Consider the following 25,459-nt stretch of genomic DNA (forward strand, 5'->3'; position numbering starts at 1 on the left):
ACGTATGGAGCTGACTGCTACTAATAGGTCGAGGGCTTGACCAAGAAGCTGAGACGAGCGGCTGGAACAGGAAGGGAACAGACCGGAGTGAGTTTACTCACAGAGGGAAGTTACCAGACTGTGACAGACATTTGCGAAGCAAATGACATTGAGTGACGGAAGTCACGAAATGATCAGGCGAGTCGTTGAAAGCGTAAGCAAGGTCAGAATGATTCCAATGTCAACATGTATGTAGTTTTGAAAGTGCAATGTGAGTAGCCGGTAGGGCTACTTTTTTATTTGCAGAAACAGGAGAAGAAAAGAGGAATTTTATGCGGAAGATAAAACGTGAGCATATGTTGGAACTTACCAGACGTATGACAGTTTCACGTACAGCTATGACACGTATTGCAGGCTGCTATATGGACAAAGATGGATTTGTTGACGGGACTTTTAACACGAATTTTTTGAAATTATCTTCTACAGACAAAGCTAAAAACCTTTCCATAGCAAAGGCGATTCCTTTTTCAGACACCAATGAGAATCTGAAAAGATACCAGTTTACAGGACAGGATTCGGTCAAAATACGTCAGCTGCTTTTAGGGTTGAAATCATGTGCTCTTAAAAACGATGCGCTTTTAGATACATTTTATGAGTTGATTGGGGAAAGCTGCCATTTTATTTATGATTATGCGGTGATCTTTTTTCACAGCACATATGATATTCCTGTAAAGGGAACAGATAAGGAAAGCCTTTGGGATTCTGAAGAAGTTTATGAATATTTAATCTGTGCAGTGTGTCCGGTAACGGGTGATTACGAAGCCGGGAGTCCGGAATTTGGTTTTATTTTTCCGGCATTTTGTGATAGAACAGAAGATCCGGACTATATTGATATTTATGAAAAATATCCGGAAAGACCTCACAGTGAAATATATGATCTTTTGGGAGTGAAATAGAGTTATTGTGATTTTGTTGGCTTTAATTGCTACAATTTTCCTGTGCAGGAATTTTCAATAATAAGTTAAAACGGTATACTTCTTCCATGTAAAAAAATATATATTCTACGATGAAAGATATATATTGAAATGTTAGCTTTTTAAATAAAATAATAGAAAAATAAGGGACTGCTGACAGTAAAGCTCCGGAGTGTATTTACGGATTTTTGCTGATGGCAGTCCCTATTTGTTTTATTCATTGCTGTTAAAAAAATTATTCATTCCTGTTTAAAGAATATTTTTTTATTGAAGAAAAATAGCTGATGATAAGAAGAGCTGCAGCCCCTGTCCAGGCAGCAATCTCAGCATAAAAAATACCATCTGTTCCCATAATAAAAGGAAGAAAAACGGCAACGCCTACACGTACAATAAACTCAATAACACCGCTGAGCATGGGGATAAAGGTATTTCCAAGTCCCTGGAGGGCAGATCTGTATACATGAAGAAAATACAGGATACAGAGGCAACATGCCATGATAAAAAGATATTTCCAGGCAATATCCAATACCTGTCTGGTCTGTGAAGGCTCTCCTGAAATAAACATGGATAAAAGCTGCTTTCCCAAAATAAACATAATGCACGAAATCAGCGCTGAAGTAAGAAAAGCCAGAAAAGTGCTGGCTCGGACACCCTTTTTTATGCGCCCTATTTCTCCTGCGCCAAGATTTTGTCCAACATAGGTTACAATGGCATATCCATAGGAGATAGCAGCCATTTCAAGGATACCGTATAATTTATTTGTTGCGGTAAAACCGGCAACAAAGAGAAATCCATAGCCATTAACAACATACTGAACTACCAGACCTCCAACTGCAATGATTGTGTTCTGAAATACAACAGGTGTACCAAGCTTCAGGAGTTTTTGATCCAGTCCTGGAAGGTGATGAAGATCCTGGCGAGAAATGTGAAGCAGTTCTATTTTTCTGACAACAAGAAAACAATATACTGCAGAAAAAATCTGCGCAGTAACGGTAGCAATGGCAGCACCTGCAACTCCCCAGTGGAAGCCTGCCACAAATAAAAGGTCAAGCACTACATTAACAGAAGCTGCAATGATCATAGCTGTCAGTGGAGCACGACTGTTTCCAACGGCACGCAGTACAGAGGCAAACACATTATAAGCTGCAACTGCAGGAATTCCGCAAGATACAATTCTCAGATAAATCAGAGACATGCCAATAATGTCAGAGGGAGTATTCAAAAATACCAGGATTCCCCGGGCAAAAAACTGGCTGATAGTCAGAAGAAGAACTGAAATAACTGCGGTAAGTACATAGCTTCGTCCAACAGCCTGCCTCAGAAGAGTCTCTTTTTTTGCACCATAATGTTGAGAGATCAGAATAGAAAATCCCTGTGTGGCGCCAGTAGAAACACCAAGAACCATCCAGGTGATCCATTCAACAGCTCCCAGGGCTGCCAGAGCCTGAACGCCTGCAATCTGTCCTACAACGATGGTATCTACCATAGTGTAAAGCTGCTGGCAGATATTTCCCAGCATTAATGGTATGGCAAACAGAATGATCAGTCTGCCAGGTGATCCTTTTGTCATATCCCGAACCTGACCTGACATAATATTTCCCCCTTTGTTGTTTCATTATTTTTGTATGAAAATCAGGCAAACATGGCTATTTTCACATGATTTCAGGGAGTTGTCAAGCAGCAAAAGTTTGGTTGAGGAGTGAATGTCAAAAAACTGTTTACCTTATTGGACTGTATATGAAATTCCTTATTGACAGTCTGCAGAAAAACAGAAGTTATTGTAAATGCAGCGAGCAGTAACAGACAGAATATAAAAAGAATATAAATTATGTGAAATCCCTTGCATTTTCAGCAGGAGTTGTCATAATGTAAGTAGAACAAAGAAGGGAGTGATTGCCAATGGATATTCAGTTATCGGATGAAGTCTCACAGGCGTATCTGTCAGAGGTTGAGGACATTCTTAAAAATAAAGAATTTCTTTCTCTCAGCCTCTATGAACATCATCAGTGGACAAATAGATTCATGCACAGTCTGAATGTTTCCTATATATCATGGAAAATGGCAAAAAAATTTGGATGTGACGCTACGGTGGCTGCCAGAGCCGGACTGTTACATGATTTCTGTCCCTATGATTTTCGTCAGAAGACGCCTACGGGAGAACATCAGGCATTCTATCATCCCAAAGCTGCAGCTGACAATAGTGCAAGGACTTTTGATATCAGCGAAAAGGAATGGAATGCAATTCTGACACATATGTTTCCTCTGGGACCGATTCCAAAGAACAAAGAAGCATGGATCATCACCATGGCAGATAAGATATGCGCCAGCCTGGAGTTATGCCACATTGCGGTTGCTCTGGCAAGACGCAACCGGGTGGTTATAGTATCCGCTCCGGTATAAAACAGGGCCTGCTGTATGGATTGTCTCCGACAGCAGGCTTCTTATGTCCTGTTTTCGGATATGTAAAGAAGAAATCTACGGTGTTGTCAGAAATAATGTATTTTCAGAGGGGATTACAAAAACAACTGGATTATGAAATGAGGTACACGAATGAAAAAATTTACAAAAAAAGAGATCTTTTCTATTCCCAATATAATGGGATATTTCAGAATTTTCTTGATTCCGGTGTTCTGCTATTTATATATTACAGCAGAAAGTGAAAGAGAATATCTGTATGCTGCTTTTGTAGTTCTTGTTTCCAGCCTTACAGATCTTTTTGACGGAAAAATAGCAAGACGTTTTAATATGATAACAGAACTGGGAAAAGCTTTGGATCCCATTGCAGATAAGCTGACACATGGCGCCCTTGCTGTGTGCCTTGCAACAAGATATCCATTAATGTGGGTTTTGATCGCGCTTATGATAATCAAAGAAGGATATATGGGAATTCAGGGACTGATTTTCCTGAAAAAAGGAAAAATGCTGAATGGCGCAATGTGGTTTGGAAAGGTCTGTACAGCAACGCTTTTTGTGGGTATGCTGGTATTGTTTCTGTTTCCGGTTCTTCCATTATGGCTGGTTAATGGTATGATCTGTGTGATGATGGCAGTTATGCTTGTGACGCTGTGCATGTATGTACCAGTATTTAAAAAGATGAAAGAAGAAAAAATGTGAAAGAGAATCCAAGAAATTCCTTATGCAGGAAATTTTATGAAGGATTACAGAAAAGAAATAAAACAAAATAAGACAGAAAAGGGAAATCATAATGTTTGAGCGTATTGATTATGAGGTAAAAAGAATTGACGGAGATTATGCGTATCTTCAGAATACAGAAAACAGAGATGAGGAACTGAAATGTGTGGCAATGGCTTTGCTTCCTCCGGAAATCATGGAAGGAAGCAGGGTGGCTTACGAAATGCTTCAGTATTTTATGGCAGAATGAAATGATGTTTTCTCTCTTATGGGAATCATAGGAAGCTATATTTATGTTTCTGTTGGCAGAATAAAAATAAGGATTTTGTAAGATTAGGATAAGGTTGGCATAAGGTTCAGCTGTTATAATTTCAGTCAGAAAAGGAGGGATACAGAATGAACTCATATCTGATTGAAACTGACCATCTTACAAAGCAGTACGGGGAGCAGAAATGCGTTTCTGATCTTAGCATCCATGTAAAAAAAGGGCGCATTTACGGGCTTCTGGGAAGAAACGGGGCAGGAAAAACAACTACAATGAAAATGCTGCTCGGACTTACTGAGCCAACATCCGGACAGATCAGGATTTTTGGAAAATCTATGTCGGGAAATGAAAAAAAGATTCTTCCAGGAATCGGAAGCCTGATAGAGGCTCCGGGATTTTATCCCAATCTTACAGGAACAGAAAACCTCAGCATTTTTGCCACTCTGAGAGGAATCTCTGACAAAAATGTCATAAGAGATGCTTTGGAGCTTGTAGGGCTTCCATACAAAGATAAAAAACTGTTTTCTCAGTATTCTCTGGGAATGAAACAGAGACTGGCAATTGCTCTGGCAGTCATGCATGATCCAGAGCTTTTGATTTTGGATGAGCCAGTCAACGGACTGGATCCTATTGGAATTGCGGAGGTGCGCTCTTTTATTCAGGCTCTTTGCAGGGAAAGAGGAAAGACAATCCTGATTTCCAGCCATATCCTTTCAGAGATTGCTCTTTTGGCAGATGATATAGGGATCATTGATCATGGAGTGCTTCTGGAAGAAGAAAGTTTTGCGGAGCTGGAACAGAAAAGCAGCAAACATATTCGATTCATGGTATCGGACACTGCCCAGGCAGGAAGAATTCTGGAGCTGAGATTTCATGAGAAGTGTTTTACCATAGAAAATGACCATAAGCTGGTTGTATATAATCTGAATCTGCCGGTAGAACAGATCATAAAGGCTTTTGTAGAAAATGGCCTGGAAATATGGGAAGCCTATACCTGTGAGGAAAGCCTGGAAGATTATTTCAGACGTGTGACCGGAGGTGATGGCATTGCTTAAACTGGTCAGATGTGAATTTATGAAGCTGAAAAGAAAAAGGCTGTTTCAGGCAGCTTTTTTTACTACCTTTATAATGCCCGTGCTTTATTCGCTGTTACTGTCAGACAGTAGTTTTGACGATATCATGAGCATCATACGGGAGGAAAACGGATTTATGCTGCTGATTCCTCTGACTGTTGTTCTTGCGGCAAATCTGTTTTTTGAAGAACAGGATTATGACACTTTAAAAAATCTGCTGTGTGTTCCTGTTACAAAGAATAGCCTTACTATAGCAAAGCTGTCTGTGCTTTTAATTTTTGATATTGCCTATGAAGCCGCAGGATATATGATAGGGGTTCTGATGTCTGTTATATCCGGGATACCTCTGGAGGCAATGTGGCAGCAGCTGTTTCTTACGCTTGCGACAGGAGTGCTTTTGTGGGCTGCTTCTATGCCCTGTATTCTGATCGTTGTGTGGTGCAACAAGTCCTATATTATTTCTGTGATCATTGCCTTTGCATATGTAACTCTGAATTATATTCTGCGTATTAATGACAGCTTTCTCATGGTTCCGGCAGGACTTAATCTTCCTACCCTTTTGCCTGTTCCGATGATCTTTCGGTGGCTGTATCAGTTTCATTCCATGGAAAATGCCGGGGAGGTACTGATGGAATTTTATCAGAGTTTCCGCCCGTATTTTGTTTCCGGGTCACTGGTTTTTGCAGTTCTGATGTCGGAGGCGGCAGTCTGCATATTACTGATCATACAGGTTTATAAAAAACAGGATGTGTAGGAGGTGAACGGAAATGACTGCTATTATAAAAACAGAGTTTCAGAAAATGAAAAGGTATCATATTTTGCTGATTGCGCTTATAGGAATGTTCTGTTCGCCGCTGCTTCAGCTTTTTTCACAGGTTGTAATGGACGATGCTTTAAGAAATCCCAATTATGATCTTGCCGCACTTCTGGAAAGTACCATATGGGGAAATGCTCAGATATTCCTGCCTGTGATGATCACTTTGACAGGAGGCTATCTGATCAACAGAGAGTATACAGATGATACCTTAAAAAATATTCTCACTGTGCCGGTTTCTTTCCGAAGATTTCTTACAGGAAAACTTCTAACCTCCGGAATACTGGCTGTATGTTTTGGGATTTACAGCTTTCTGGCAGCGATTATTACAGGTTTTTGTGCAGGACTTACAAAAGTCAGCCTGGCAGCACTTCTGGGATATTTTTGTCAGATGACAGTGCTTTCTATATGTATTTATATTGTGGTTCTTCCTGTTCTTATCATTGACAGCAGGAAAAAGGGAAGATTTATGGGCGGTTCTGTTGCAGCATTTCTCATTGGCTATGCCTGCCTGTTTTTTAAAACAGGGCTTTTAAGGAGTGTCTATCCGGTATCTGCCGCACTGACAGTGGCAGGATTTGATATGGAAGCCTACACAGGTACAACAACGCCTGGGAACAGGGGGCTTGCGTTTCTTGTACTGGGAATTATACTTTTTATTTCTGTGATATTAGTATGGTTCTGTAGGGCGCCTCAGGAAGACAGGGAACGGAAAAAAACAGGAGGCAGAAGAAAGAGTATCGGGCAAAGAGCATGACAGGTAATACAAAAAGATACTGCACAGTGGAGATATAGGTCTGATATGCAAAAACTTGTTGCTTTTAGAAATTAAATACGATAAAATTCAGATAAATCAAAAGTGATGAGGATATAAAAACAGCAGGGGCGTATGATTGTCGCTCCTTCTGTTACCTGTTAAAGGGACAGCCTGTGCATACACAGAGAATGAAATAAAGTTTAAGACAGAAGCTGACTTTCTATGGCTTCTGTTTTTGCGTTGCAGTATGATGAGATAAAAAATGACTTTATGTATGTAGCAGTATGGAGTGATAGAGAGGTAGGAGTTACTGCTGATTACATATTTAAAATAAAGGACATGCTAAGAATGCAGACAACAGATTTTATGCAGAAAAGAGGAAAAAGTCATATGAAAAAAAGAATCCTTATTATAAATACAGGCGGTACACTTTCTTCTGTAAACGGCGAAAACGGTCTGATGCCGGGAATGAAAAGCAGAGATATGCTGGAGGAACTCCGCATGGTCTCCAGGAATCTGGAACTGGAAACAGAGGATTTTTGCTCAGTGGACAGCGCCAATATTTTTCCGGAGGACTGGGCAAAGCTTGCGGAGCTGATTGCAAAAAGAAGCAGGGAGTACCAGGGAATTGCAGTGATTCATGGAACAGACACGCTGGCATACACGGCGTCTATGCTGTCGTTTATGCTTCAGAATATTTCTATCCCGGTAGTGGTAACAGGAAGTCAGTTGTCTATTGCAGATCCTGTGGCAGACGCTATGGAGAACTGCCGTTGTGGGATACATATGGCGGCAAGCGGCTGCCCGGGTGTATTTGTGGCATTTAACCGTAAGGTGATGCTGGGATGCCGTGCCTCGAAGGTACGGACCATGAGCTTTGATGCGTTTGAAAGCATTAATTATCCTTATATTGGCGAAATCAGCTCTCTGGGACTTCATATCTGCAGAGAAAATCTGGTGGCAAAAAGGGGAATCTTCCGTCCGCAGGTTTCCTATTCAGACAAGGTATTTCTGCTGAAATTATACCCGGGAACAGACCCTTCGATCCTGGATTATCTTCAGGAAAAAGGCTGTCGGGGTGTTTATGTGGAAGGATTTGGACTTGGCGGAATGCCGTTTTTAAAAAATGATTTTATAGGAGCTGTGAAAAAGGCTGTAGAAAATGGAATGGTTATACTTGCAGGCAGCCAGTGCAGATATGAAGGAAGCAATCTTTCTGTGTATGAAACAGGGCGAAGAGCCCTGGAAAGCGGTGTTTTGCAGGCCTATGATATGACTGCGGAGGCTGCCATGGCAAAGCTGATGTGGGTTCTTGGACAGACGGACAGTCTGAGAGAAATCAGGGAATATTTTTCTGTGGATATTGCGGGAGAGGTTACGATTCCTAAAGAGTGAGTGTGGGCACAGAAATGTTTTCAGGGACGGCTGCTGTCTGGAATGATGAAAAATGAAGGATGTTTTTGGGGATTTACCAGTTACCTGGCAGAAAATTTTATGGTATGATATAACTGGATTTTCAGGAAGGGGAAGAAGTAAAAATGGATTTTTATAAGCAGGTTATGCGCTCCGGACTGGAAAGGCAGGAAAGGACGTGAAAAGTGTGCATAAAATTTTTGGCAAAAGAGAAAACGGTAAATATTATGACAGATCAGGCGCTTATCTGATTACATTTTCCGGGGAGAAAACAGCAGTAGTGCGCACTCATAGAGGGTTATTTCTTCTTGGGGGAGGAATCCAGGGTGTTGAAAATGATCAGGAATGTATCAGAAGAGAATGTCTGGAGGAATGTGGATGCGAATGTAGGGTAAAAGATTATCTGGCTTCAGCGGAAGCTTTCAGTATCCATGATACCAAAGGGCTGTTTCATCCAATACAGAGATATTATCTGGGAGAACTCCTGGATAAAGTACAGGAACCTGTAGAAAAGGATCACTGTCTGATCTGGGCGGATTATAAAGAAATAAAAGGAAAACTGTATTCCGATATGCAGAACTGGGCCCTGGAAATGGGGTGGAAAAGGAGACAGAAAGAATGGATATGAGAAAACGCAGGGATGCGCAGCTTGCTTATATTTCTGATGAAAGTATATTTGAAGAGCAGATTGTGTGCAGGAAAATTCTTCAGAAACTGAATTTTATGGACAGGTCAGATTTTGATGGGATTGCAGAGGTAGTAAAGGAGCTTCTGGGTAAATCGGATAAAGCGTTTATCAATCCACCATTTTACTGCGATTATGGAAAAAATATTGAAACCGGCAGGAATTTTTTTGCAAATTATAACTGTACGATCCTGGATGTGGCAAAGGTAAAGATCGGCGATAACTGTCAGTTTGCGCCAAATGTAGCTATTTATACAGCAGGTCATCCAGTTCATCCGGACACCAGAAATACGTTATATGAGTATGGAAAAGAAGTGACAGTGGGGGACAACGTATGGATTGGGGGAAACACGGTGGTATGTCCTGGTGTTCATATTGGAAATAACGTAGTGATCGGTGCGGGAAGTGTGGTAACAAAGGACATTCCTGACTGGTCTGTTGCAGCCGGTAATCCCTGCCGGGTGATCCGGAAGATCACAGAGGATGACAGAAGAAAACTGTTCAGAGATGAGGAGATTGATGAGGAAGCCTGGGAGGATATTTTATCCCGCACTCAGAATAAAAAATAACAGAGTACAGGAAAAAATCTGAAATCCAGATAAAAACAATAATAGATAATTTACATAAGGAGAATAAGGATGAATACAAAAGCAGAACATGCTATTGAGTTACATAAAAAAGGATATAACTGTGCGCAGGCGGTTGCCTGTACCTTCTGTAAGGAGTTTGGCATTGACGAGGAAGCAATGTTCAGAATTTCAGAGGGGTTTGGATTTGGAATGGGGATGATGGAAATGTGCGGCGCCCTTTCCGGAATGGCAATGGTCATAGGCCTGGAAAACAGTGTGGGCAATCCTGAAAAGGGAACGCTTACAAAGGGACAGACCTATAAAGATGTGAAAAAGTATGTAAATAAATTTAAAGAAAATAATGGTTCCTATATTTGCCGTGAATTAAAAGGAGTTGAAACCAAAAAAGTGCTTTGTACCTGTGACAAATGTATTCTGGATGCAGTGGCGCTGACAGAGGAGTATTTGAACAGTAAAAAGGAAGAGCAGGACAAATAAGCTTGTATGGAAAAGCTTATTTGTCCTGCTGGCTATTCTGCTGTGTTTACGAACTGACTATTGTATAAGGTATGATAAAAACCGCCTTTTTCCATAAGTTCATGATGAGTTCCCTGTTCAATAATATTTCCGTCTTTCATCACAAGAATTTCGTCAGCATTGCGTATGGTGGACAGGCGATGAGCCACAATAAAGCTTGTACGCCCCTGCATCAGTCGGTCAAATGCCTCCTGGATCAGCATTTCTGTTCGTGTATCAATGCTGGAGGTAGCTTCATCAAGGATCAGCATTGGCGGTAGGCACAGCATAACCCGGGTAATACAGAGAAGCTGTTTCTGACCCTGACTGAGACTGTCTTCTGTGATAACGGTATCCAGCCGGTCAGGAAGACGGCGGATAAATTCCCAGCTGTGAGACATTTTTGCCGCCTGGATGATCTCTTCTTCAGTGGCATCCTGTTTTCCGATCGTAATGTTTTCACGGACAGTGCCGTTTTTGATCCAGGTATCCTGAAGTACCATTCCGTAGCTGCTTCGGAGAGAGTGACGGGAAATCTGATCTACAGGTTTTCCATCCAGAGAAATGGTTCCGGAATTTACATCATAAAACCGCATCAGAAGATTGATAAAGGTAGTCTTTCCGCAACCGGTAGGACCTACAAGCGCAATTCTCCTGCCAGGTTCCGCCTTCAGATTAAAGTTTTGAATCAGAGGCTTGTCAGGCGCATATCGGAAAGAAACCTGATGAATTTCAACTGCGCCTTTTACATCAGAAAGTGATTCTGAAGGATCAGGACTTTCCGGTGTTTCTTCCAGAAGAGCGAAGATTCTGGAGGCACAGGCCAATGCATTCTGAACCTCTGTGATTACGGAGCTGATATCATTAAAAGGTTTCATATACTGGTTGGCATAGGCAAGCATCACAGAAAGTCCGCCTACAGTCAGCGCACCTGCCGGAATCAGGAGAGCTCCGACCAGAGCGACTCCTGCATAAATCACATTATTAACAAATCTGGTGGAAGGGTTGGTAAGGCTGCTGTAAAAAATGGCCTGCTGGCTTGACTCTCTCAGTTCTTCATTGATACGGGCAAAACGTTCAGAAGCTTTGTCCTGATAGTCAAAGGCCTGTACCAGCTTCTGATTTCCGATCATTTCCTCAATGAGAGCTGTCTGCTGCCCTCTGGCGTTACTCTGACGCTGAAACATCTGGAAAGAGTGGGAAGAAATAAATTTTGCCACAAAAAAGCTCAAAGGTGTCAGCACAATTACGATAATTGTAATGATCACGTTCTGGGACAGCATAAAAATCAAAGTTCCTATAATGGTGACAATGCCGGAAAACAGCTGGGTGAAGCCCAGAAGGAGTCCGTCTGAAAGGATGTCTGTATCTGCGATCACCCGGCTGATAATATCTCCGGTGCTGTGACTGTCAAGGTAAGAAAGCGGCAGATGCTGAATATGACGAATGGCTTTTGCGCGGATATCCTGCACTGTGCGGTATGTCATGCGGTTATTGATGAGATTCATGCTCCAGGAGGAAACGCCTGACAGGAAAACAACAAGGAGAATCTGACGGAGCCAGCACCACATCTGAGAAAAATTTACCTGGTGTTCTGCAATGATCTGGTCAATGGCATTTCCGAAAAGAATCGGAACATAAAGCTGCAGAAGTACGGAAACAGCAGCCAGTACAATACTGACAAACAGAAGAAAACGGTATCTTCCAATGAATCGCAGCACTTTTTTCAGAGTTTTCATGCTGCCTGTCTGGTTTTTATTTATTGCGCTCATGTGTTTACCCCTTTCTTTTCGTGGAAAGTTCTCCGGCATTTTGTGCTGTGTTATAATTTTTTCTCTCATCGGGAAACTGGGAGAAAAAGATTTCTCTGTAAGGAGCACAGATTTTTAAAAGCTCCTGGTGCGTTCCCTGGCCGACCAGGTTTCCGTCATCAAGAACAAGGATCAGATCAGCCTGCCGGATACTTGAAGAACGCTGGGACACAAGAAAAGTGGTTACTTTCTGGCTGAGTGTGTGAAGTGATCTTCTAAGGGCTGCGTCTGTGGCAAAGTCAAGAGCGCTGGCACTGTCATCCAGAATCAGAATTTCAGGATTTTTGAGCAGAGCCCGGGCAATGGTAAGACGCTGGCGCTGACCTCCGGAAAGATTTTTTCCGTTTTGTTCTAAAATAAAATCAAGCTGTCCCTGTTTTTTTTCTACAATTTCTTTTGCCTGTGCTATGGAAAGAGCCTCCCAGATTTCCTTATCAGAAGCATTTTCCCTGCCAATCTTCATGTTTTCACGGATAGTACCTTTGAACAGTACAGCTTTTTGCGGAACGATTCCGATTTTGCCGCGGAGATCTGTCTGAGAATATTTGCGGATATCCTGACCGTTAAGAAGAACGGTTCCCTGATCTGCATCATAAAATCGGGAGATCAGATTTATAAGAGTTGTTTTTCCGCTTCCGGTACCGCCGATAATGCCGACAGTCTGACCTTTTTTTACAGAAAAGCTGATATCGGAAAGGCTGGGGGCGTTGCTTCCGGCATAGGAAAAAGTAACATTCCGGAAAGCAACTGCACAGTCTGAAACGGTCTGCGTTTCTGTTTCCGCAACATAATCCATGGAGGAACGGAGGTTCAGAATGTCAGCTACACGGCCTGCACAGGCGGCTGCCTTATTCAGTGTGATGATCAGAGAGGCAAGTTTAATAAGCTCAACGATCATCTGAGCCATGTAATTGTAAAGAGCTACGGTTTCCCCCTGCTGCATACTGCCGATATTTACCTGGATACCGGCTGTACTGATCAGAAAAACCGTGGCAATATTAATGAGTACATAAGTGGCGGGGTTAAGAAGAGCAGAAAGCCGTCCAACAAATTCATTAAGCTTTGTCAGCTCCCGGTTGCTCTCGTCAAACTCCTTTACAGCTTCTTTTTCACGGCAGAAAGCCCGGATCACACGGACACCGGTAAGATTTTCTCTTGTAAGTCCTGTTACTCTGTCAAGCCTTCCCTGGACTTTACGGAAAAGCGGAATACTGAGGTACATAATAATAAAAACAACAAGAAAGAGAACCGGGATCGCTACAACAAAAACCAGAGCGCAGCGTACATTAATGGTAAATGCCATAACCATAGAGCCGAGAACAATAAAAGGACTGCGAAGCAGCAGTCGGAGTCCCATGTTCAGTCCGTTCTGTACCTGATTGATATCATTGGTCAGCCTTGTGATCAAAGTAGAGGTTCCAAGACGGTCAAGCTCAGAATAAGAAAGTCCCTGCACATGGTCAAACACAGACTGACGAAGCCGGGCAGCGAATCCTGTACTTGCTTTTGCGGCAAAGAACTGGGCTGTAATACTGACAGTCAGACCGGCGCCTGCCATAAGGATCAGAATAAAAAAGCATCGGATAATGACGCTGCGGTTATTTTCGGCAATTCCCACATCGATCATATGGGCGATCACAATGGGAACCATAAGGTCAGATATAACTTCCAGAAACTTGAAAAAAGGAGCCAGTATGGTCTCCTTTTTGTAGTTTTTTAAATAGACAGCGAGAGATCGCATGTTGTGTTTCCTCCGTTTCTATATAGGTTCTTTCAGGGGGGAATCCTGATTGACAACCAATATTATACTCCTGTACAATGAGATAGAAAAGGAGAAAAAACAAATGAAAATAAGAAAGGCAGAGATAAAAGATCTTTCAGATATTCTGAGAATTTATGCATATGCAAGATCGTTTATGAAAGAAAACGGAAACCCTGATCAGTGGGGGAATGTGTATCCTTCTTTGGAGATGGTCCGGGAAGATATAGAAAAAGGGATCTGCTATGTGTGTGCAGAAGAGAAACATATCGCAGGTGTGTTTGTGTTTTTTAAGGGAGAGGACCCCACATACCGTATTATCCGGGAGGGAAAATGGCACAGGAACATCCCCTATGGAGTGCTGCACAGAGTTGCTTCTGACGGAAGTACAAAGGGAATCTCAAAGCTTTGTTTTAATTTTGCAAAAGAACACTGTGATTATCTGAGGATTGATACACATAAAGACAACATTCCCATGCAGAATACTCTGGCAAAAAACGGGTTCCGTAAATGCGGAATTATTGACACTTATGACGATACCAACGATGGTTCCCCGAGAATCGCCTATGACTGGGAAGCCTGAGAGGAAAATATTACAGAGGAGAATTTTATCATGAAGCGAAATGTTACATTGGAAGAAATTTCTGACGGAAATTTATATGGAGCAAACGATATGGTAAAGGCTGACTGTCAGGACTGCAAAGGCTGCAGCGACTGCTGTCAGGGAATGGGAGATACGGTGATTCTTGATCCCTTAGATGTGCACAGACTTTGTGAGGGATTAAAAAAATCACCGGAAGAGCTTCTGGGAAGTGTTCTGGAACTTGGAGTCACAGATGGAAACATTCTTCCTCATCTTGCAATGAAGGGGCAGGAGGAACGCTGTGTATTCCTGAATACAGAGGGGCGCTGTTCCATACATGATATCAGACCGGGATTCTGCAGGCTGTTTCCTCTGGGACGTTATTATACAGAGGACGGGTTTAAGTATATTCTTCAGATCCATGAATGTAAAAAGAAAAACCGTTCCAAAATCAAGGTGAAAAAATGGCTGGACACCCCAGATCTCAAACAATATGAAAAGTTTGTCCTGGACTGGCATAATTTTCTTCTGGAGGTTCAGGAAGTGTTTTATGACACAGAGGATGAAACTCTGGTTAAAAACCTGAATATGTATGTTCTCAGCAGATTTTATTATACTCCATATAAGGAAGAGGAAGACTTTTATCCGCAGTTTTACGTCCGGTTAGAGGAAGCGAAAAAGCTTTTAGCCCTTGGTGTATAACAGAAAAGGAACGGTTAGAAAATGAAATTAAATGATAAACAGTTCTGAAAAAGTCAGGATACTAACCTGCGGAACAAAACAGGGAGAATAAGGAGGTAGACAGAAAAAATGAATAAGACACTTTTAAGATCAGTCAGGGAATACAAAAAACAGTCAGTGCTGGCTCCGTTATTTGTTATCCTTGAGGTGCTGATGGAGGTTCTCATTCCCATGGAAATGGCAAAGATCATTGATGTGGGTATTGCCAAAGGGAACATCCATTACATTGTGCAGCGGGGACTGCTCCTTGTGGTTATGGCTATGCTGGCATTGTGGTTTGGTGTGATCGCAGGGAAAATGGCGGCAGTGGCAGCAGCCGGTTACGCAAAAAATCTGAGACATGATATTTTTTATAAGGTACAGGAATTTTCTTTTAAGAATATCGATCATTTTTCCACTTCAGGGCTTGTTACCAGAATGACAACAGATATTACAAACGTGCAGATGGCATACATGATGAGTATCCGTCTGCTTGCAAGAGCCCCGATCATGGTGCTGCTTTCATGGGTCATGACTTTGATGATCAATGTAAAAATCGCACTTTTATTCCTGATCGTGATTCCATTTCTTGGAGGAACTCTTATCTTTATTGCTAAAAAAGCGCATCCCCATTTTGTCAAGGTATTTGATGAGTATGATGTTCTGAATAATTCTGTTCAGGAAAATGTCAATGCATCCCGTGTGGTTAAGGCTTTTGTCAGAGAAGATTTTGAGATTCGCAAGTTTCATGGAATTTCCAGATATGTGTACGACCTTTTTACAAAAGCAGAGAAAATCGTGGCATGGAATTCTCCGGTCATGCAGTTTACCATGTACACAGTGGTTCTTCTGCTGGTTGCTATCGGAGGAAAGAGCATTGTCCTGGGAAGTATGGCAACAGGAGAACTTACCAGTGTGATCGTGTATGCGCTTCAGATTCTGATGTCTTTGATGATGGTAACGTTTGTATTTGTTATGATCATGATCGCAGAGGCATCTACAGACCGTATCACTGAGGTGTTGAATGAAGTACCGGAAATGGCGGATAAAGAGAACTCAGTAAAAGATGTTCCAAATGGAGAAATCGTATTTGATCATGTGAATTTTAGTTATGGAGGAAAAGGCGGAAATCTTTCTCTGAAGGATATTAACCTTCATATCAGATCCGGACAGACAGTTGGGATCATTGGCGGAACAGGAAGTGCAAAGTCCACACTGGTACAGATGATCCCCCGTCTTTATGACGTGACAGAGGGAAGCGTGAAAGTTGGCGGAATTGATGTACGGGATTATAATCTGGAAGCTCTGCGTGACCAGGTATCTATGGTTCTTCAGAAAAACGTGCTGTTTTCAGGTTCCATTTATGAGAACATTCGTTGGGGAGATGAAAATGCCAGTGATGAAGAGGTACAGAGAGTGTGCAGACTGGCTCAGGCAGACGGATTTATCAACGAATTTCCGTCCGGATACGAAACTCAGATCGCTCAGGGAGGAAACAATGTTTCCGGAGGTCAGAAGCAGAGGCTTTGCATTGCAAGAGCGCTTCTGAAAAAACCGAAGATCCTGATCCTGGATGATTCTACAAGCGCAGTTGACACAAAGACAGATGCACTGATCCGTAAGGCATTCCGAGAGGAAATTCCGGATACCACAAAGATCATCATTGCCCAGAGAGTTGCTTCCATTGAAGATGCGGACCAGATCATCGTTCTGGACGGAGGAGAAGTTGCAGGCGTGGGAACCTCTCAGGAACTTCTGGAAACAAATGAAATTTACAGAGAAGTGTATGAATCTCAGGTTCGGGGAGGTGAAGAGAATGAATAAGAAACAAAATAGAAACCCCAAGCTGTCCAAAGATACTTTAAAGACAGCAAAGCGTCTTCTGAAATATGTAACAGAAACTTATAAAATGCGTTTTATTCTGGTGTTTATCTGCATTCTTATCAGTTCTGTAGCAACGATCTCTGTATCTTTGTCCCTGAAATTTTTGCTGGATGATTTTATTATCCCGCTGATCGGACAGCAGAGTCCGGATTTTACAGAACTTTATCAGGCACTTGCTGTTCTGGGATGCATTTTCCTTCTGGGTGTGATTTCTACCTTTATCTATACAAGGATGATGGTTTATATCGGACAGGGTGTGCTGAAAAGAGTGAGAGACGATATGTTTGAGCATATGCAGACACTTCCGATCCGCTATTTTGACCAGAGGACAAACGGTTCTGTTATGAGTCTTTACACCAATGATACAGATACGCTGAGACAGATGATCAGTCAGGCGATCCCCCAGGCTCTGATGTCCTTTTTTACCATTATCGTCACCTTTATTTCCATGGTAGCGTTAAGCCCGCTGCTGACCGTTCTGGCTGTTGCAGTCATTTTCGTCATGACCTTTGTTACAAGAAAGATCGGTGGAAACAGTGGAAAATATTTTGTCAGCCAGCAGATGGCGCTGGCAGATGTGACAGGCTTTGTTGAGGAACGGATGAACGGTCAGAGAGTTGTCAAGGTATTTAATCACGAAAGAAAATCAGAAGAAGAATTTGACAGGTTAAATGAGGCTCTTTTTGAGAGCGCTTCCAGCGCAAATACTTTTGCAAATATGATGGGACCGGTAATCGGAAATATTGGAAATCTTCAGTTTGTTCTTACAGCAGTTTTGGGGGGCTTCCTTTCTGTTATGGGAGTGGGAGGAATCACTCTTGGCGTTATGGCTTCCTACCTTCAGTTTACCAAAAGCTTTACTCAGCCGTTTATGCAGGTGGCTCAGCAGTTTAACTCTATTGTTATGGCGCTTGCAGGAGCAGAGCGGATTTTTCAGCTGATCGACGAAGAACCGGAAAAAGACGAAGGCTATGTGACTCTTGTAAATGCCAGAAAGGATGCAGACGGAAACATTACAGAATGTAAAGAGCGTACAGGAACGTGGGCATGGAAGCATCCTCATTCTGCAGACGGTTCTGTTTCTTATACAGAGCTGACCGGAGATGTTGTTTTTGAGGATGTAACCTTTGGTTACAATGAGGACAAAGTAATTCTGAAGGATATCAGCCTTTATGCAAAGCCGGGACAGAAACTTGCTTTTGTAGGTTCCACAGGAGCCGGAAAAACTACGATCACCAATCTGATCAATCGTTTTTATGATATCCAGGAAGGCAAGATCCGCTACGATGGGATCAATATCACGAAGATTAAAAAAGATGATCTTCGCCGGTCTTTGGGAATTGTCCTGCAGGATACGCATCTGTTTACAGGTACGATCATGGACAATATCCGTTATGGGAAACTGGATGCCACAGATGATGAGGTTTATCAGGCAGCGCGCCTTGCTCACGCAGATAAGTTTATCCGGATGCTTCCCAATGGCTATCAGACAATGCTCAGCGGTGACGGTGAAGAGCTTTCACAGGGACAAAGACAGCTTCTGTCTATTGCCAGGGCAGCAGTGGCAGATCCGCCGGTACTGATCCTTGATGAGGCTACATCAAGCATTGACACACGGACTGAGAGTATTGTACAAAAAGGTATGGATAATCTGATGAAAGGACGTACGGTATTTGTGATCGCACACAGACTTTCCACAATCCGAAACAGCGATGCTATTATTGTTCTGGATCATGGAAAGATTATCGAAAGAGGAGATCATGAGAATCTGATCAAAATGAAAGGAACCTACTACCAGCTTTATACAGGAAAGCTGGAGCTTTCGTAAAATCATATATTCGTGCAAAAAAGAGACACTGCACAGGAAATGAATGTTCCGGGAAATTTTCCCCGGAGAGCATTTCCGGATGCAGTGTCTTTTCTTCTGTAAATAAATTCTGCGGACGTACTGGCCTGTGCAGCAGAACGCTTACAGGTACAGAGTGATCCAAAGAATCTTTTAGTCTGACACCTCAGAGGACTTACAGGAACTTTCTGAGAGGAACAGTCAGAACCCGAAGAACCCCGTAAAAGATTTTCTTTCCTGTACTCAGTTTTTTGGGAACATAATTTTCACCCTGAATATAGTTCCCGTCAGACCCTATGGTTTTGCTGTAGGTTTTATCAGTTTCTGCTTCCTTGCGGATCATGGAATTTAATTTTTCCGAGTCAATGGCAAGCATCAGCTCTGTATCCTGGTAGGTACTTCTCATATCCAGATTGTAGGAGCCTACAATACTCATTCTGTCATCGATCAGAACTGCCTTTGTGTGGCAGGAATGACCGCCCATAAACTCATATACCTTTGCACCGGTTTTCCAGATCTTTTTTTTCTGGTTCAGGTAATCGGTACATCCCCAGGGATTGGCTCCGCTTGCCACATCGTTGGTAATGATCTCAAGAGGAATATTGTTTTCTTTCAGTTCAGTGAGATCCCGGTACATTTCTTTGCCACAGATGATGTAAGGCGTATAGATGAGAGTTTCCTTTCCCTGAAGCATAAGCTGGTGGATGGAATACCACATCCATGGTTCCTTGTTTTCTGCTTCCAGAGGATTGCAGAGAAGGGAGATTTTATTTGTTTCAAAGGTGAGCTTCCGGAAATCCCAGTCTGTATAAGCTTCCGGATACGTTTTTTTCAGCTTCTGGTAACGTTTTTCCAGAGAACTGACACATTCCTGAATTTTATCGGAAAACTTTTTGCAGGTAAATTCCCGGCTGTCCTTCAGAGCCCATATTTTTTCAAAATAAGTTCTGAGCTGATAAAGAGAGGAGTCTTTCTGATCCTCAGTTTCATACACAAAAATTTCCCGGTCAATATTTTTTGAGCTGGAATAGTCGCCCAGAAACAGATTGGTTGTATTTCTTCCTCCAAGAAGGAACATCTGATGGTCAATGATCAGATATTTGTCATGGAGGCGAGCCTGTACTTTCCAGGGCTTTAAAAGTGTGATCGGATTGTAGATGCGAAGAGAAATATTTTTATGGGAAGCAAGAGCCTGGAACCACTGGGTTCCTTTTCCCTTTACATCCAGAAAACCGCTGAAGCCGTCAATGATCACCCGGACTTTTACACCTCTGTCTGCAGCGTTTAAAAGAGCTGCCATAACATCTTTACCACCTTTGTCAGCGTTAAAATCAAAGGTAGAGAGAATTATTTCCTGTTCTGCCTGGTCAATCATCTGAAGACGATAAAGAAGAGCATCTGTATTATCGTTTATGTAGGCGATGCGCTCGCTTCCTGGCTGGGAGCTGTAAAATTCTCTTTGGCTGAAATCATTCTGAAAATTTTCGGAAACCTTTTTGTGCCGCAGATAAGGCACGGTAAGCAGGGCGATATAGATTAAAATAAGAAGAAAAATAATCCTGCCCGGGGTCAGAAGACCGAAGAAAAATCTGCGTTTCATGTTTATTCACCACTTTCTTTTTTCTAACTGGTATGACAGTTTTATGGTTGTAATGAAACATTCTATGACAAATCAGGAAAAATGTAAAGAAGAAAAATGCTAATCTTAAGCCAATTTTTTTAAGAAGATTCTTTTCATTGTGATTTCAGAGATTTTCTGATATTCTAGTAAAGTGACAAGCTGTTTTTATTCTAATAAAAGAAAATCTATAAAACAGCTTTTATATCAGTAGATAAGTATGTGCTGTATCGGTATGGAAACATACATATTTTATCTGGATGCAGAAAAAGATAAAATTGCTTATTATAAAATATGCATGATTTTAGAAGCTGCAAACTGGTGAAAAAATGATTTTATGAAAAAAACAGGAACAGGAGAATAGATAATGGAAAATCAGGAAAAACCACATAAGCGCCGCGTGCGTTATTCAGGAACTCATCCAAGGCATTTCAGTGAGAAATATAAGGAGCATCAGCCGGAAAAATATGCAGATATTGTGGAAAAAGTAATCCGAAAAGGAAGCACTCCGGCAGGGATGCATATTTCTATCTGTGTGAAGGAAATTCTGGATTTTCTTCAGATACAGCCGGGACAGCGCGGTCTGGACGCTACTCTGGGATATGGAGGACATACGCTGGAGATGCTGAAATGTCTGAAAGGAGAGGGGCACATTTACGGTCTGGATGTGGATCCCATTGAATCAGAAAAGACAAAAGAGAGACTGAAAAAGCAGGGATTTGGAGAAGATATCCTTACAGTTAAACTTCTGAATTTCAGAAATATTGATCAGGTAGCAGAGGAAGCTGGAAAATTTGATTTTGTTCTGGCTGATCTGGGGGTATCCTCCATGCAGATAGACAATCCGGAGAGAGGCTTTTCCTATAAAGTGGACGGACCTCTGGATCTGCGCATGAATCCGCAGAAAGGAATCAGTGCAGCAGAGCGTCTGAAAGAGGTAACGCAGGAGGAGCTTTACGGAATGCTTCTGGAAAATGCAGATGAGCCTTATGCGGAAGAAATATCAAAGGCTGTGATCAGACAGAGAAGGATCCGTCCTGTTGAAACTACCACAGATTTTAAGAACGTGATTGAACAGGCTTTAAGCTTTATTCCGGAAAAGGAACGCAGGGAGGCTGTGAAAAAATCCTGCCAGAGAAGTTTTCAGGCTCTTCGTATTGATGTGAACAGTGAGTTTGAGGTGCTTTATGATTTTTTGGAAAAGCTTCCTCAGGTTCTGGCGCCAAATGGAAGAGCTGCGATTCTTACCTTTCATTCAGGAGAGGATCGTCTGGTAAAAAAATCTTTTAAACAGTTTTATAAAGAGGGAATTTACAGCGATATCTGCAAAGATGTGATTCGGCCTTCACAGGAGGAGTGCGCCAGAAACAGCCGTGCAAAATGTACGAAAATGCGGTGGGCAATCCGGGCATAGGAAATTTGAAATAAAATAAAAAGAAGTGCATAAATATAAGAAAGAAAATGCAGGTCATGTATTACTGAAAGATAAGTAGTATATGATCTGCATTTTTTGTTGTTAGGGCAAGGCCCTGTTTTACATTGTGGAGTTTTTCGTTGTTCCGAAAAACGAAACTTTGAAAAATAAATAAACCACCTGCTGTGCTGGAACTTATTTGCATGAGTATTTAGATATAAGATGGAAATAATAAGGCAAAGATATCGGGCAAAAAAAATTTGGTTATAGAGGAAGATTTCTTTTCTGAAATATAAATTTATGAGGGAGCAGACTGGAAAAAGCCTCGGTATATCTAATAAAAAAATATATTCATAGAATTTAACAGAAAATAATGCTATAATACGAATAAAAACAGTTAATTGTATGTAGGTGATGATTCTGAGAAATGAGGTGAGCGTATGCTGAAGGAGTGGACACCGGGAGAGATCCCGGAAAAACAGGAACTTGAGGAGCAACTTGATAAAAGCAGAAAAAAGCTTTATGATCTTCAGACAAAGATCAAGGAACACAGGCTTCCGGTGCTGGTACTTTTTGAAGGCTGGGCGGCAGCTGGAAAGGGAAGTGTCATCGGCAAGGTGATCAAAAATATTGATCCCAGATTTTTTAAGGTTGCAACTATGGCCGCACCGTCAGAGGAGGAAAGCCGAAAGCCTTTTTTGTACCGGTATATGAAGCAGATTCCGGAAGAAGGAAAATTTACTTTTCTGGATTCCGGATGGATGGAGCAGATAACAGAAGAGGTCCTGAAGAAAAAACTTACAGAACCAGAATATGAAAAAAGAATGGAAAGTGTCCGGCGATTTGAGCGTCAGCTTACGGATAACGGGTATCTTGTGCTGAAATTTTTTATGCACATTGACAGAGAAGAACAGGATTCCCGTATGAAAAGCCTTATGGAAGAGGAAGATACAAGGTGGCGTGTAACGAAATATGATCAGTGGCAGAATAAACACTACGGAAAATGTAAAAAAGTGTTTGACCGTTATATGAAAGATACCAACCTTCCCTCCTCACCCTGGTATATTATTGATGCAGGAAACCGGAAATGGGCGGAGTTTCAGGTATTGGATACCATGATCAATAGTATTGAGATTGCCATGCAGAACCGCCTGCATTCCTCACCTCTGCTTCAGAATGTCTTTCCGCTGGTAAAAATGCCTAAGCTGGCAGAAGTAGAACTTCAGGGAAAAGAACTGAGTGAGGAAGAGTATCGCCATGAACTGAAACGTCTTCAGAAACGTCTTGGGGAGCTTCACAACCGCTTATATCGGAAACGTGTGCCTGTGATCATTACCTATGAGGGCTGGGATGCGGCAGGAAAGGGCGGAAATATCAAGAGGATAACAGGAGCTTTGGATCCCAGAGGCTATGAGGTACATCCCATTGCCAGCCCGGAGCCTCATGAGAAAGCGCGACATTATCTCTGGCGTTTCTGGACAAGACTTCCCAAGGACGGCCATATTGCAATTTTTGACCGCACCTGGTACGGAAGAGTGATGGTGGAACGTCTGGAAGGTTTTTGCACGGAAAATGATTGGAAGCGGGCATATAATGAAATAAACGAGTTTGAGAAGGAACTTTATGACTGGGGAGCAGTGATCATTAAATTCTGGGTTCAGATCGACAAGGATACGCAGCTTGCCAGATTTACAGAACGACAGAACAATCCGGAGAAACAGTGGAAAATTACAGACGAGGACTGGCGAAACCGTGAAAAATGGGAAGCGTATGAGGAGGCAGTGGATGAAATGCTGAAAAAGACAAGTACCACTTTTGCGCCCTGGCATATTCTGGAATCCGTGGATAAAAAATACGCCCGGATCAAAGCACTTAAAATTGTTATAAGAGAACTGGAAAAGCATATTTGAATGAAATGTATAAAGAAATAAGTGAAAAGTATTCAGATTAATATAAAATGCCGGTTTACAAGATTCAATTCCGGAAATATAATTTGAGAGATGTGGAATTGATTTCACAGAACAAAAGAAGTTTCAGGAGAGAATATATGAGCAAAAAAGTTATTTTTCTGGATATAGACGGTACTCTGGCGGAGCCGGGACACAGTGAGCCGCCGGCTTCAGCTATTGAGGCAGTAAAAAAGGCGCAGGCAGCAGGAAATCTGGTATTTCTGTGCAGTGGAAGAAATTATGGTATGCTGTCATCTTTTTTGAAGTACGGGTTTGACGGAGTTGTGGCAAGCGCCGGGGGATACATCCTGTGCGGAGAAGAAGTTATTTATGACTGTCCTGCAACAGAAGAACAGAAGGCAAAAGCCATGGAAGTTCTGGAAGAAAGCGGTGTATGCTGGATTGCAGAATGCAGAGATGAGGCTTATGCCAGTGATAACTTTAAAGCATTTATGGAAAAAGATGTAGATGAACAGGTGAGCAGTGAATTTCTTCGCTGGAAGGAATTTGTAAAAAAGACTTTTTCTATTCTGTCTATAAAGGAATACAGAAATCAGCCGGTTTATAAATTTGTGGCATCCAGTCCTTCCATGGAAAAACTGGATAAGCCCAGAGCGGTACTTGAGAATGAGTTTCTGTTCTGTATTCAGGACGTTTCTCGTGGAGTGGTAAACCTGGAGCTTATCAACCGTAAGTTTAACAAGGGAACAGCAGTGAAAAAGGTCTGTGAGTATCTGAATATTCCAATCAGCGATTCTGTTGGATTTGGAGATAGTATGAACGACAGAGAAATGCTGGAAATCGCCGGTTTAAGTATCTGTATGGAAAATGGCAGCGAAGCTGTAAAAAAGATTGCGGACGAGGTTTGCCCAAAGGTAACAGAGGACGGAATCTGGAAGGCATTTCAGAAGCATCATCTGATGTAATGGAATCTGAGTTTCAATGCGCCTGAGAATATCATTATGAAAAAAGCCCCTGGAAAGACAATGTAATATTAGACGGTCTTTCCAGGGGCTTTGTCAGTGCTATAAAAGTGTAGATGTCAGGAAGGATTAACTCCGGCAGCTGCACTTATTTGACAGGTTAAGGCTGTGATTTACTACGACTTATGGCTCCATGAATTTTTTAAGTTCTTCCATAAAGGTGCTGACATCTTTAAATTCTCTGTATACAGATGCAAAACGAACATAGGCAACTGCGTCCAGCGCCTGTAAATGTTCCATGACGATTTCACCGATCTGATTGCTGGAAATTTCTCTGTCAGCCCGGTCAAAGATCTCTCCTTCTATGGAGTCCATGATTTCTTCTATTTTTTCCACCGGGATTGGCCGTTTATAGCAGGCGCGGAGAATACCGTCCTGGACCTTGCTGCGGCTGTAGGGTTCCCGGCTCTGGTCTTTTTTTATAACGCTTAACGGAATGGTTTCTACCTTTTCATAAGTGGTAAAACGCTTTCCACAGGATTCACACATACGTCTTCTTCTGATGGAGTTGGTATCTTCTACAGGTCTGGAATCTACAACTCTGGTATTGTCCCGACCACAAAACGGACATTTCATGGCATTGTCCCCTTTCTATCCAGTTGAGCAGAGATATGTAAAAGCTTCCAAACCCTGCTGTTATGGGCATATTATACTATAATTTTGCTTTTTATGTCAACAAATGGAAAAGCATAATCAGGCGTTTTTTTTCATATAT

Annotated in this window: 23 protein-coding genes; 18 read left to right on the plus strand and 5 right to left on the minus strand. The window is 42.0% G+C overall.

Translation table 11 applies throughout. The features are described 5' to 3' along the window. The first annotated feature begins 311 nt into the window (after positions 1-311). Positions 312-935 carry a DUF4317 family protein gene (locus LU279_RS10720; protein WP_274422498.1) on the plus strand — a complete coding sequence of 208 codons (624 nt, stop codon included), beginning with the start codon at positions 312-314 and terminating at the stop codon, positions 933-935. A gap of 253 nt (positions 936-1,188) precedes the next feature. Here LU279_RS10720 and LU279_RS10725 read toward each other — a convergent pair whose 3' ends face one another. Then, entirely contained in the window at positions 1,189-2,544 is a 1,356-nt protein-coding gene (locus LU279_RS10725; protein ID WP_274422500.1) for an MATE family efflux transporter, read from the minus strand. Between the two features lie 308 nt (positions 2,545-2,852). On the opposite strand from LU279_RS10725, the gene LU279_RS10730 reads away from it, so the two are divergent. The 10 genes from LU279_RS10730 (at position 2,853) to LU279_RS10775 (ending at position 10,159) form a co-directional block, all read left to right on the plus strand. After that, positions 2,853-3,353: an HD domain-containing protein gene (locus LU279_RS10730; RefSeq protein ID WP_274422501.1), complete on the plus strand. Its 501-nt coding sequence runs from the start codon at positions 2,853-2,855 to the stop codon at positions 3,351-3,353. Between the two features lie 150 nt (positions 3,354-3,503). Then, positions 3,504-4,067 (plus strand): CDP-alcohol phosphatidyltransferase family protein, encoded by a 564-nt coding sequence (locus LU279_RS10735; protein WP_274422502.1) that lies wholly within the window; start codon positions 3,504-3,506, stop codon positions 4,065-4,067. A 91-nt stretch (positions 4,068-4,158) separates the two neighbouring features. Further along, a complete protein-coding gene (locus tag LU279_RS10740) occupies positions 4,159-4,335 on the plus strand; it encodes a chorismate--pyruvate lyase (protein WP_274422503.1) in 177 nt (58 codons plus the stop codon). Positions 4,336-4,481: 146 nt separating this feature from the next. After that, positions 4,482-5,405 carry an ABC transporter ATP-binding protein gene (locus LU279_RS10745; RefSeq protein WP_274422504.1) on the plus strand — a complete coding sequence of 308 codons (924 nt, stop codon included), beginning with the start codon at positions 4,482-4,484 and terminating at the stop codon, positions 5,403-5,405. Then, complete coding sequence (locus tag LU279_RS10750) at positions 5,392-6,177, plus strand: ABC transporter permease (protein ID WP_274422505.1); 786 nt, start codon at positions 5,392-5,394, stop codon at positions 6,175-6,177. The genes LU279_RS10745 and LU279_RS10750 overlap by 14 nt, the downstream gene beginning before the upstream one ends. A 13-nt stretch (positions 6,178-6,190) precedes the next feature. After that, positions 6,191-6,994, plus strand: coding sequence for an ABC transporter permease (locus tag LU279_RS10755; RefSeq protein ID WP_274422506.1), 804 nt, complete (start codon positions 6,191-6,193; stop codon positions 6,992-6,994). A 390-nt stretch (positions 6,995-7,384) separates the two neighbouring features. Further along, the gene (locus LU279_RS10760; RefSeq protein WP_274422507.1) at positions 7,385-8,389 is read left to right on the plus strand and encodes an asparaginase; all 1,005 of its coding nucleotides are present in this window, start codon (positions 7,385-7,387) and stop codon (positions 8,387-8,389) included. Between the two features lie 205 nt (positions 8,390-8,594). Beyond that, positions 8,595-9,035 (plus strand): NUDIX domain-containing protein, encoded by a 441-nt coding sequence (locus tag LU279_RS10765; protein ID WP_274422508.1) that lies wholly within the window; start codon positions 8,595-8,597, stop codon positions 9,033-9,035. Beyond that, complete coding sequence (locus LU279_RS10770; protein WP_274422509.1) at positions 9,026-9,661, plus strand: sugar O-acetyltransferase; 636 nt, start codon at positions 9,026-9,028, stop codon at positions 9,659-9,661. Before LU279_RS10765 ends, LU279_RS10770 begins: the two co-directional genes overlap by 10 nt. 69 nt (positions 9,662-9,730) lie before the next feature. Continuing rightward, on the plus strand, positions 9,731-10,159 hold the full coding sequence (locus LU279_RS10775) for a C-GCAxxG-C-C family protein (RefSeq protein WP_274422510.1): 429 nt from the start codon (positions 9,731-9,733) through the stop codon (positions 10,157-10,159). A gap of 32 nt (positions 10,160-10,191) precedes the next feature. Here the strand turns inward: LU279_RS10775 and LU279_RS10780 are convergent, their stop codons facing one another. Both LU279_RS10780 and LU279_RS10785 read right to left on the minus strand, forming a co-directional pair. Next, positions 10,192-11,949, minus strand: a complete 1,758-nt coding sequence (locus LU279_RS10780) for an ABC transporter ATP-binding protein (RefSeq protein WP_274422511.1) — start codon at positions 11,947-11,949, stop codon at positions 10,192-10,194. Positions 11,950-11,953: 4 nt separating this feature from the next. Next, positions 11,954-13,729 (minus strand): ABC transporter ATP-binding protein, encoded by a 1,776-nt coding sequence (locus LU279_RS10785; RefSeq protein ID WP_274422512.1) that lies wholly within the window; start codon positions 13,727-13,729, stop codon positions 11,954-11,956. 103 nt (positions 13,730-13,832) lie between these two features. Between LU279_RS10785 and LU279_RS10790 the strand changes: the two genes are divergently transcribed. The 4 genes from LU279_RS10790 to LU279_RS10805 all read left to right on the plus strand — a co-directional run bounded on the left by LU279_RS10790 (position 13,833) and on the right by LU279_RS10805 (position 18,762). After that, positions 13,833-14,330, plus strand: coding sequence for an N-acetyltransferase (locus tag LU279_RS10790; RefSeq protein WP_274422513.1), 498 nt, complete (start codon positions 13,833-13,835; stop codon positions 14,328-14,330). Positions 14,331-14,360: 30 nt separating this feature from the next. Beyond that, complete coding sequence (locus tag LU279_RS10795; RefSeq protein WP_274422514.1) at positions 14,361-15,032, plus strand: YkgJ family cysteine cluster protein; 672 nt, start codon at positions 14,361-14,363, stop codon at positions 15,030-15,032. A gap of 108 nt (positions 15,033-15,140) precedes the next feature. Further along, the gene (locus LU279_RS10800) at positions 15,141-16,874 is read left to right on the plus strand and encodes an ABC transporter ATP-binding protein (RefSeq protein WP_274422515.1); all 1,734 of its coding nucleotides are present in this window, start codon (positions 15,141-15,143) and stop codon (positions 16,872-16,874) included. Next, positions 16,867-18,762 (plus strand): ABC transporter ATP-binding protein, encoded by a 1,896-nt coding sequence (locus LU279_RS10805; protein ID WP_274422516.1) that lies wholly within the window; start codon positions 16,867-16,869, stop codon positions 18,760-18,762. Before LU279_RS10800 ends, LU279_RS10805 begins: the two co-directional genes overlap by 8 nt. A gap of 193 nt (positions 18,763-18,955) precedes the next feature. Here LU279_RS10805 and LU279_RS10810 read toward each other — a convergent pair whose 3' ends face one another. Then, a complete protein-coding gene (locus LU279_RS10810) occupies positions 18,956-20,380 on the minus strand; it encodes a phospholipase D family protein (RefSeq protein ID WP_274422517.1) in 1,425 nt (474 codons plus the stop codon). 385 nt (positions 20,381-20,765) lie between these two features. Between LU279_RS10810 and rsmH the strand changes: the two genes are divergently transcribed. The 3 genes from rsmH (at position 20,766) to LU279_RS10825 (ending at position 24,687) form a co-directional block, all read left to right on the plus strand. Beyond that, positions 20,766-21,812: a 16S rRNA (cytosine(1402)-N(4))-methyltransferase RsmH gene (gene rsmH, locus LU279_RS10815; protein ID WP_274422518.1), complete on the plus strand. Its 1,047-nt coding sequence runs from the start codon at positions 20,766-20,768 to the stop codon at positions 21,810-21,812. A gap of 440 nt (positions 21,813-22,252) precedes the next feature. Beyond that, positions 22,253-23,722: a polyphosphate:AMP phosphotransferase gene (gene pap, locus LU279_RS10820; protein ID WP_274422520.1), complete on the plus strand. Its 1,470-nt coding sequence runs from the start codon at positions 22,253-22,255 to the stop codon at positions 23,720-23,722. Positions 23,723-23,859: 137 nt separating this feature from the next. Beyond that, positions 23,860-24,687 (plus strand): HAD family hydrolase, encoded by an 828-nt coding sequence (locus LU279_RS10825; protein WP_274422521.1) that lies wholly within the window; start codon positions 23,860-23,862, stop codon positions 24,685-24,687. Positions 24,688-24,867: 180 nt separating this feature from the next. Here the strand turns inward: LU279_RS10825 and nrdR are convergent, their stop codons facing one another. After that, entirely contained in the window at positions 24,868-25,320 is a 453-nt protein-coding gene (gene nrdR, locus LU279_RS10830; protein WP_274422522.1) for a transcriptional regulator NrdR, read from the minus strand. Positions 25,321-25,459: the final 139 nt, after the last annotated feature.

Origin of the sequence: Blautia sp. XA-2221, assembly GCF_028767025.1 — a bacterium.
In the GTDB taxonomy this organism is placed as follows: Bacteria; Bacillota; Clostridia; order Lachnospirales; family Lachnospiraceae; genus Blautia_A.

What these genes read in the sequence shown, in the direction of transcription:
- LU279_RS10790 (WP_274422513.1), top strand. Translation starts at nt 13,833, where the DNA reads ATGAAAATAAGAAAGGCAGAGATAAAAGATCTTTCAGATATTCTGAGA.
- LU279_RS10735 (WP_274422502.1), top strand. Translation starts at nt 3,504, where the DNA reads ATGAAAAAATTTACAAAAAAAGAGATCTTTTCTATTCCCAATATAATG.
- LU279_RS10785 (WP_274422512.1), bottom strand. Translation starts at nt 13,729, where the DNA reads ATGCGATCTCTCGCTGTCTATTTAAAAAACTACAAAAAGGAGACCATA.
- LU279_RS10800 (WP_274422515.1), top strand. Translation starts at nt 15,141, where the DNA reads ATGAATAAGACACTTTTAAGATCAGTCAGGGAATACAAAAAACAGTCA.
- LU279_RS10795 (WP_274422514.1), top strand. Translation starts at nt 14,361, where the DNA reads ATGAAGCGAAATGTTACATTGGAAGAAATTTCTGACGGAAATTTATAT.
- LU279_RS10750 (WP_274422505.1), top strand. Translation starts at nt 5,392, where the DNA reads ATGGCATTGCTTAAACTGGTCAGATGTGAATTTATGAAGCTGAAAAGA.
- LU279_RS10745 (WP_274422504.1), top strand. Translation starts at nt 4,482, where the DNA reads ATGAACTCATATCTGATTGAAACTGACCATCTTACAAAGCAGTACGGG.
- nrdR (WP_274422522.1), bottom strand. Translation starts at nt 25,320, where the DNA reads ATGAAATGTCCGTTTTGTGGTCGGGACAATACCAGAGTTGTAGATTCC.
- LU279_RS10725 (WP_274422500.1), bottom strand. Translation starts at nt 2,544, where the DNA reads ATGTCAGGTCAGGTTCGGGATATGACAAAAGGATCACCTGGCAGACTG.
- LU279_RS10720 (WP_274422498.1), top strand. Translation starts at nt 312, where the DNA reads ATGCGGAAGATAAAACGTGAGCATATGTTGGAACTTACCAGACGTATG.
- LU279_RS10805 (WP_274422516.1), top strand. Translation starts at nt 16,867, where the DNA reads ATGAATAAGAAACAAAATAGAAACCCCAAGCTGTCCAAAGATACTTTA.
- pap (WP_274422520.1), top strand. Translation starts at nt 22,253, where the DNA reads ATGCTGAAGGAGTGGACACCGGGAGAGATCCCGGAAAAACAGGAACTT.
- LU279_RS10780 (WP_274422511.1), bottom strand. Translation starts at nt 11,949, where the DNA reads ATGAGCGCAATAAATAAAAACCAGACAGGCAGCATGAAAACTCTGAAA.
- LU279_RS10755 (WP_274422506.1), top strand. Translation starts at nt 6,191, where the DNA reads ATGACTGCTATTATAAAAACAGAGTTTCAGAAAATGAAAAGGTATCAT.
- LU279_RS10770 (WP_274422509.1), top strand. Translation starts at nt 9,026, where the DNA reads ATGGATATGAGAAAACGCAGGGATGCGCAGCTTGCTTATATTTCTGAT.
- LU279_RS10730 (WP_274422501.1), top strand. Translation starts at nt 2,853, where the DNA reads ATGGATATTCAGTTATCGGATGAAGTCTCACAGGCGTATCTGTCAGAG.
- rsmH (WP_274422518.1), top strand. Translation starts at nt 20,766, where the DNA reads ATGGAAAATCAGGAAAAACCACATAAGCGCCGCGTGCGTTATTCAGGA.
- LU279_RS10760 (WP_274422507.1), top strand. Translation starts at nt 7,385, where the DNA reads ATGAAAAAAAGAATCCTTATTATAAATACAGGCGGTACACTTTCTTCT.
- LU279_RS10775 (WP_274422510.1), top strand. Translation starts at nt 9,731, where the DNA reads ATGAATACAAAAGCAGAACATGCTATTGAGTTACATAAAAAAGGATAT.
- LU279_RS10740 (WP_274422503.1), top strand. Translation starts at nt 4,159, where the DNA reads ATGTTTGAGCGTATTGATTATGAGGTAAAAAGAATTGACGGAGATTAT.
- LU279_RS10825 (WP_274422521.1), top strand. Translation starts at nt 23,860, where the DNA reads ATGAGCAAAAAAGTTATTTTTCTGGATATAGACGGTACTCTGGCGGAG.
- LU279_RS10810 (WP_274422517.1), bottom strand. Translation starts at nt 20,380, where the DNA reads ATGAAACGCAGATTTTTCTTCGGTCTTCTGACCCCGGGCAGGATTATT.